Origin of the sequence: Citrobacter sp. W9 (assembly GCF_026719375.1) — a bacterium.
Taxonomy (GTDB): domain Bacteria; phylum Pseudomonadota; class Gammaproteobacteria; order Enterobacterales; family Enterobacteriaceae; genus Citrobacter; species Citrobacter werkmanii.
In genome coordinates this window covers 68,627-75,131 of sequence record NZ_JAPPTE010000021.1, presented here as the reverse complement: position 1 = coordinate 75,131, position 6,505 = coordinate 68,627, and the positions used below count along the sequence as shown (strand labels likewise).

The following is a 6,505-nucleotide window of genomic DNA, read 5'->3' as shown; positions in this document are numbered from 1 at the left end:
GCTATCGACTGAAGCAGAAACGAAAGGCCGGGGTTATAGCTGAAGCTAATCCTGAGTAAACAAGGTGGATCAATATTAAACCGTTGGTGGTGGCGGTAAGTGGATCACTTTTTACCCGTTGTTGACACTGAGGCTTTCATTCGCAGAAAGCAGCATGATTATCCACCTCTGCGTGTCTACGTCGAGAGCATGTACTTCGGGTGGGAATATCAGGAAATCATCAATGCGCTTTGTGATGGGCGCTTAGTGCTCGCAGAAAGTCGGGAGGCCGCCCAATGACAGCACTCAACAAACAGGCGCTGCGTAAAGAGCTTTTAAACCCGGCAATAGGCAGCAACCACCATCTGAGAAAACTGGCCCTGTCGCTGCTGGATGAGCTGGAAGCCTCAGAGAAGCGCAATGCTGAATTACAGAGAGAGAATGCATACATCCGCAACCGGCACAAAGAACTTGACCTGTTAATTGGGAAGAACATTCTGGTCATGCAGGCAGCGATTATCGAATGGCAGGCAACTTGCGACGCTAAGAACGGACTGGCATGGATTTATAACACGCTGTTTGGTCCTGGAGAATTACCGGACGAAGCAGAGAAAGATGCTCAGGCCTACTTTGACCGTAAATATGCACCGATTGACGAAGAGCTTATGGCGCTTCACAAGTGGTTTTGGGAACAAAGTGAAGCTGAACGCGCCGACGCTGGCATCGGTAAGGGGGATGATATGGCAACAAAAGATGTGTTGCGCAGATTCTATGCTGCCTATGCCGCGTGGCTTGATGGTGGCGCTAATTCTGGAGAGTTTCTCCGTGGTGAGGGATTGTGCGCCAACCTGTTCGATTACTGCACTAGCCTCGGAATCGAAACAGCACCGGCACAAAAAGAGCTCCACAAATCGTTTAAATTGGCCGGCATGAGTACCTCTCTGCCGTTCAATGCCAATAAGACAAACCATGAATATCAGAGGGATAACGACCTCTGCTACTTGAACCCGCTGCGGGTTGCATGGGTACGAGCTCGTATCGATGAAGGAGCGACAGCATGACCACTATTACCAGATTCACCAAAGAGCAGTTAATTGCGCAGGCTAAGAATAACTTAATCGGGCTTAAAAATTACGTAACTGTTTACCCAGAACGCGCAGAAAGCGAGGCGTTGAATATCAGGTTGGCTGAAATCGCGCTGGCATCGCTCGAAGCAGAGCCGGTGGCTTACATTATTCAAGACAAATACGAGCGAGAGCGTGGCACTGATGGGCATCTTAGCCGAAGTCATGCATCAAAATATGTTAGCCCGGAAGATATCAATGAGCATGAGATAATCTGTACAGCGCTATTCAAAGCACCACCGCTGGCACATTCAGTCCCAGATGAATGGACATTTCAAAATACACAGCGATACAGGGAAGATACAGGTAGACAGGATGCATGGTCTGCGATGTGGGGCTGGAACGCCTGCCGCGCCGCCATGCTTAAAGCAGATGGTACCCTCACCAATGAAGGTACCATGCAAGCGGAACCTGTAACGGCGGCTACGGTGCCGGATGGTTGGAAGATGGTGCCGGTAGAGCTTACCTGTGCAATGGATGACGCAGCATGGGAGGCGTATCACGAAACTCGAAGCATGAGTGATATATGGGCAGCGTTACTGGCAGCAGCACCAAATAAGGAATAATTATTGCAAATCGACCTGGTTAAACACCCGGGCGGCGTATTCTCTCCAGCAAACGAAACAGACCTCGAACGACTCCAGCGATTCAAAAACGGCGAAACCTACGTAGCCGAAATCAAGCTCACACGTAATCCGAAATTTCATCGCAAGGTGATGGCCTTCTTTGGCTTTTGCTTCGAATTCTGGTGCGCAGACCGCGCCGGTCTCGGTAGCGCAGATGAAACTACTCAGTTCAACCGGTTCCGCAAAGACCTGACGATACTGGCAGGTTTCTACGACACCGTGACGAACATACGCGGTGAGGTAAGGGCAGAGGCGAAGAGTCTTGCCTACGCAAACATGGATGACGAGGAGTTCAGTCGTTGTTTTAGCTAGCTGATTAACGCCGCCATAAAACACATATTCGCCGGGACAACCGACCCGGCAATACTCAGCCGATTACAGTCATTCTTCTGAGGAGGAAGGCATGACGCTAATTCAGGAAAAATTAGAACCATTGTCATTTTGTGACCAACTGATCATTGGACTTCAACAGCGATTCTGCCGGCACAATTGGTGTGAGCACCACCATATTTTCTACACCGATCAGATAGGTGGTAATTGGTATTTCATCCATAAATTCTGCCCTAAGTGCGGGAAAGTTGAAGCATAGATGAATGAGGAAATAGCATGGCTAAGCAACCGAGGCGCAGATGCAAAAACGAAGAGTGCCGTGAGTGGTTCCATCCAGCATTCGCCAATCAGTGGTGGTGCTGCGCAGATTGTGGCACGAAGATAGCGCTCGAACGACGAAGCAAAGAGCGTGAAAAAGCAGAGAAAGCCGCAGACAAGAAACGACGACGAGAGGAACAACAACAGAAAGACAAACTCAAGATTCGAAAGCTCGCCTTAAAGCCCCGCAGTTACTGGATTAAACAAGCCCAACAAGCAGTAAACGCCTTCATCAGAGAAAGAGACCGCGACTTACCCTGTATCTCGTGCGGAACGTTCACGTCTGCTCAGTGGGATGCCGGTCATTACCGGACGACTGCTGCAGCACCTCAACTCCGATTTGATGAGCGCAATATCCATAAACAATGTGTCGTGTGTAACCAGCACAAGAGCGGGAACCTCGTTCCCTATCGCGTGATGCTCATCGATCGCATAGGGCAGACGGCTGTAGATGAAATCGAATCTGACCACAAACGCCATCGCTGGACTGTAGAAGAGTGCAAGGCGATCAAGTCTGAATATCAGCAAAAGCTGAAAGACCTGCAGAGAGAAAGAGGTGAAGCAGCATGACACGCACCGATATCGACAATTATCAACGCTCATCAGTGGAACGCGCCACCAGGTTAACTCCTTATGCACGAAGCGAGATAGCACGTCTTGATGCCGAAAGTGCAGAGCTTCAAAAACGCATCGACCGCAACAACGAGCTGCGCCGTGAAATTATCAATCGCGCGAATATCAACAAGGTGGTTCCAGCATGAATCTCGAAAACACACTGAAATATCACTTTGCGAAATCAACGATGATTAGCGACTCACCACGCGCCACGGCGTCAGACTCTTTGACCGGAACTGACATCATGGCGGCAATTGGCATGACACAAACACGCGCCTCTCTCGGGTTTAGCGCTTTCCTCGGCAAGATGGATATCAGCGACTATGACCGTGACCGGGCGATCGGACTTTTAACTCAATATGCAATGGAGCAGTGCGACAAGGTTGCAGCCTTACGCAAGCTCGAGACAGATATTAAGCTGAAAGTGATGCAAGTTCTCGCAACGTTCGCATTTGCTGACTACGCACGCAGTGCCGCCAGCACCAGAATATGCGACTGCTGCCAGGGTAATAAATTCGTCGAAGCGCAGGTGATTACGATGAAGCATATCGGCAGGCCTAATCTGGAGGAAAGGCGAGAAACGGTTAAGGTGCTTTGCCACAAATGCAAAGGGAAGGGGGTACTGACTAATGCATGCCAGTGCAATGGGAAGGGTGTGGTTCTGGATAAAGAGAAAACTATTCTACAAGGCGGCGTGCCAGCTTATAAAACGTGCAGCCGGTGTAATGGGCGCGGGTATGCCAGATTGCTACCGGATAGTGTCCGTAAATACATCTGCGCGACGGTGATGTATATACCTGAAACCACGTGGAGAAGGTCTTACAAGGATTTCTTCGAAAGCCTGGTTGGAGAGTGCATTAAACAGGAGGAGTACGCAAACCGGATGTTGAACAAAGTCACACAGTAGTGAATATTTTCTATGAAATAGGATTTATCTAGAAAATTACACTTTACAAAGTGGCGATTTTTGTTTAACCTGAACTCAATGATGGATTACTGCATTCATTCAAGCGCCTCGGGTTAATAGCTCGTGGCGTTTTTGCGTTTAAGCTATGGCTAGGCCGGCCAGTCGAAAAGCAGTATCGTCACTGTCTGCCATAGCGAACATTGACGAGCAACTAGACGAGGTTGTTATGTGTAAAGATTGGCAAGTGCTATTTAATGCAGAAACCAAGGAATGGATCGCATATGAAATATCAGGATTTTTGAGTGCCGGTAATTCTAAGCGCTTCTCTTCTGACAGGAAGAAAGAGGCGATAGAGTATGCAGAAGAGATGTCTGGTGATGGCATGGTTTATATAAATCACAGCGTTAAATCCACAGAAGAGCGGTGGAAAGAAGCTAACTTGGCTGCATTATCTAACGCACAAGGGAATGGATGCTACCCATTCAATAAACCGGGATGGGCTGAGCAATCTCAGCAGAAAAAAATATTTTAATGGAAGGTCGCTAAGGCGGCCTTTTTTATTGCACTAAATTCCTACCAGGACCATAAGAGCGAAAGCTCAACGCACTACCCTCATCTTGCCAGCATCGCCGCTGGCTTTTTTATTCGCGCCCATCCATGCAGCTAACCACTTACTCCTTGAACGCAATGGGTGAGGCGCTTCTCTACTACGACACAGCACCCGCTAATAACGCGAGGTGAGAGTATGTATCGCATGGATAAAATCAGAGAGTGGCTCAGTTACTGGGTTGGAGGATTAACAACCATGAGCGGCGTTCTATCGCTAAATGACTGGGCAATCATCATTGGTATCGTCTGCACAATAGGGACGTTCGGTGTTAACTGGTACTACAAACGCAAAGAGCGAGAGGATCGGCTAAATGGCAATGTCTCCGGCGCTCAGAAATAGCATTATCGCCGCACTCGGAACCGGGGCTGTTAGTATTGCCACGGTAATGGTATCTGGCAAGACGGGCCTCGAAGGTCGCGAGCATTACCCATACAAAGACGTAGTGGGTATTGTCACCGTATGCGATGGCCACACCGGAAGCGATATCATCTGGGGTAAATATTACTCCGACAAAGAGTGTGACGCGCTAACGCGAAAAGACATGACTCGCATCTCCGCTCAGGTTGATCCGCATATCAAAGTGCAGACATCTGAAACCCAGCGAGCAGCAATCTACAGCTTTGCTTACAACGTCGGCGCTACCGCAACCATCAACTCAACCCTGCTGAAGAAACTCAACGCGAAAGATTACGCTGGAGCATGCTCTGAGCTAAAGCGCTGGGTATATGCCGGTGGAAAGAAATGGAAGGGCCTGATGAACAGACGCGACGTTGAGTATGAGGTTTGCACCTGGAGTCAGAAATGAGCCGGTTAACCGCAATCATCATTGCCGTTGTCGTCTGCATCATCGTATCGCTTGGATTGGTTGTTAATCACTACCGCGACAACGCCATCACCTACAAAGACCAGCGCGACAAAGCCACTGAGAAACTCAGCCTGGCGAATGCCGCCATCAAAGATATGCAGGTACGCCAGCGAGATGTGGCTGCGCTGGATGCCAAATACACGAAGGAATTGTCCGATGCGAAAAAGCAGCTTGATGATCTGCAGCGTTGTGTTCGCGATGGCAAGTGTGGGTTGCGCATCAACGCAAAATGTCCCGCGAACGGAGCGACCAGCACCGGCGGCATGGTCGATGCTTCCAGCCCCCGACTTACTGACTCCGCTGAACGGGATTATTTCATCCTCAGAGAGCGAATTGTCACAGTAACGAAGCAAGTCGGCTATTTGCAGGACTACATCAGAGAGCAGTGTCTGAAATAAACACGTTTTGCAAAGTACAAAGTCCTTTTAATGAGCCTCGCGAGATGCGGGGCTTTTTTATGCCCGCAGTAAACCGCGCATCGCAGCGCATGATAATCCCGAGTCTTTCAGAAAGCTGAGCCTGGGAACTGCCGTATATGGTGGCGACCATCTCGGGGCGGCTTTTCTGTGCGAACAGGCTCATCTTTCTAAAAGGTAAAGACGCTATGAATAATCCGTCAGTTATTCCGGCCTTCGATTTCCGCGAAATGGTCACGACACTCGACAACAAGATAATCACCACATCGCTAAAGGTGGCTAACTATTTTGGTAAACGACACAAAGACGTATTGCGAGCCATCAGAAACCTTAAATGCTCCGATGATTTTACCCAGCGCAATTTTGCGCCCATTGATTTCATTGATAAAAATGGCGATGTTCAGCCGATGTATAACATCACCCGCGATGGATGCATGATGCTAGTGATGGGATTTACTGGTAAAACCGCCGCCGCAGTTAAGGAGTGTTACATCAATGCCTTTAACTGGATGGCTGAGCAACTTAGCAGAAGAGTTGCCATGGGCGAAGAAATGCAGCACCGCTATGCCATCAAAGAAACACGTTCGAAGCTGAAAGGCACGATTGGCAGCCGGCTGATGAACGAACGGAAGAAAGAGAAGCGCGTCCTGGCGCTTGAACATGAGCACATCATGCAGGTGACCCAGCCAGAATTGCTGATTGGTTGATCGCGACA

At 49.2% G+C, this 6,505-nt stretch carries 9 protein-coding genes and 2 pseudogenes; all 11 read left to right on the top strand.

Translation table 11 applies throughout. The features are described from left to right. Positions 1-251: 251 nt before the first annotated feature. A pseudogene (locus OOJ59_RS22850) lies at positions 252-704 on the top strand (ead/Ea22-like family protein); the annotation flags it as partial. 332 nt (positions 705-1,036) lie between these two features. Continuing rightward, positions 1,037-1,669 carry a hypothetical protein gene (locus OOJ59_RS22845; RefSeq protein WP_160956003.1) on the top strand — a complete coding sequence of 211 codons (633 nt, stop codon included), beginning with the start codon at positions 1,037-1,039 and terminating at the stop codon, positions 1,667-1,669. A 3-nt stretch (positions 1,670-1,672) separates the two neighbouring features. Then, positions 1,673-2,122, top strand: a pseudogene (locus OOJ59_RS22840) (DUF1367 family protein). A 213-nt stretch (positions 2,123-2,335) separates the two neighbouring features. Then, on the top strand, positions 2,336-2,947 hold the full coding sequence (locus OOJ59_RS22835; RefSeq protein ID WP_160956002.1) for a recombination protein NinG: 612 nt from the start codon (positions 2,336-2,338) through the stop codon (positions 2,945-2,947). Continuing rightward, positions 2,944-3,138: a hypothetical protein gene (locus OOJ59_RS22830; RefSeq protein WP_160956001.1), complete on the top strand. Its 195-nt coding sequence runs from the start codon at positions 2,944-2,946 to the stop codon at positions 3,136-3,138. Before OOJ59_RS22835 ends, OOJ59_RS22830 begins: the two co-directional genes overlap by 4 nt. Beyond that, entirely contained in the window at positions 3,135-3,899 is a 765-nt protein-coding gene (locus OOJ59_RS22825) for an antitermination protein (protein ID WP_160956000.1), read from the top strand. Before OOJ59_RS22830 ends, OOJ59_RS22825 begins: the two co-directional genes overlap by 4 nt. 226 nt (positions 3,900-4,125) lie before the next feature. Further along, on the top strand, positions 4,126-4,431 hold the full coding sequence (locus tag OOJ59_RS22820; RefSeq protein WP_268063504.1) for a hypothetical protein: 306 nt from the start codon (positions 4,126-4,128) through the stop codon (positions 4,429-4,431). 213 nt (positions 4,432-4,644) lie between these two features. Continuing rightward, complete coding sequence (locus OOJ59_RS22815) at positions 4,645-4,848, top strand: phage holin family protein (RefSeq protein ID WP_160955998.1); 204 nt, start codon at positions 4,645-4,647, stop codon at positions 4,846-4,848. Continuing rightward, positions 4,820-5,314, top strand: a complete 495-nt coding sequence (locus OOJ59_RS22810) for a lysozyme (RefSeq protein WP_160955997.1) — start codon at positions 4,820-4,822, stop codon at positions 5,312-5,314. Before OOJ59_RS22815 ends, OOJ59_RS22810 begins: the two co-directional genes overlap by 29 nt. Next, the gene (locus OOJ59_RS22805; protein ID WP_268063503.1) at positions 5,311-5,772 is read left to right on the top strand and encodes a lysis protein; all 462 of its coding nucleotides are present in this window, start codon (positions 5,311-5,313) and stop codon (positions 5,770-5,772) included. Before OOJ59_RS22810 ends, OOJ59_RS22805 begins: the two co-directional genes overlap by 4 nt. A gap of 206 nt (positions 5,773-5,978) precedes the next feature. Further along, entirely contained in the window at positions 5,979-6,497 is a 519-nt protein-coding gene (locus OOJ59_RS22800) for a Rha family transcriptional regulator (RefSeq protein ID WP_071685482.1), read from the top strand. The last annotated feature ends 8 nt before the right edge of the window (positions 6,498-6,505 follow it).

Coding starts and splice junctions, on each gene's coding strand:
- OOJ59_RS22815 (WP_160955998.1), top strand. CDS start 4,645: ATGTATCGCATGGATAAAATCAGAGAGTGGCTCAGTTACTGGGTTGGA.
- OOJ59_RS22830 (WP_160956001.1), top strand. CDS start 2,944: ATGACACGCACCGATATCGACAATTATCAACGCTCATCAGTGGAACGC.
- OOJ59_RS22845 (WP_160956003.1), top strand. CDS start 1,037: ATGACCACTATTACCAGATTCACCAAAGAGCAGTTAATTGCGCAGGCT.
- OOJ59_RS22805 (WP_268063503.1), top strand. CDS start 5,311: ATGAGCCGGTTAACCGCAATCATCATTGCCGTTGTCGTCTGCATCATC.
- OOJ59_RS22825 (WP_160956000.1), top strand. CDS start 3,135: ATGAATCTCGAAAACACACTGAAATATCACTTTGCGAAATCAACGATG.
- OOJ59_RS22835 (WP_160956002.1), top strand. CDS start 2,336: ATGGCTAAGCAACCGAGGCGCAGATGCAAAAACGAAGAGTGCCGTGAG.
- OOJ59_RS22810 (WP_160955997.1), top strand. CDS start 4,820: ATGGCAATGTCTCCGGCGCTCAGAAATAGCATTATCGCCGCACTCGGA.
- OOJ59_RS22800 (WP_071685482.1), top strand. CDS start 5,979: ATGAATAATCCGTCAGTTATTCCGGCCTTCGATTTCCGCGAAATGGTC.
- OOJ59_RS22820 (WP_268063504.1), top strand. CDS start 4,126: ATGTGTAAAGATTGGCAAGTGCTATTTAATGCAGAAACCAAGGAATGG.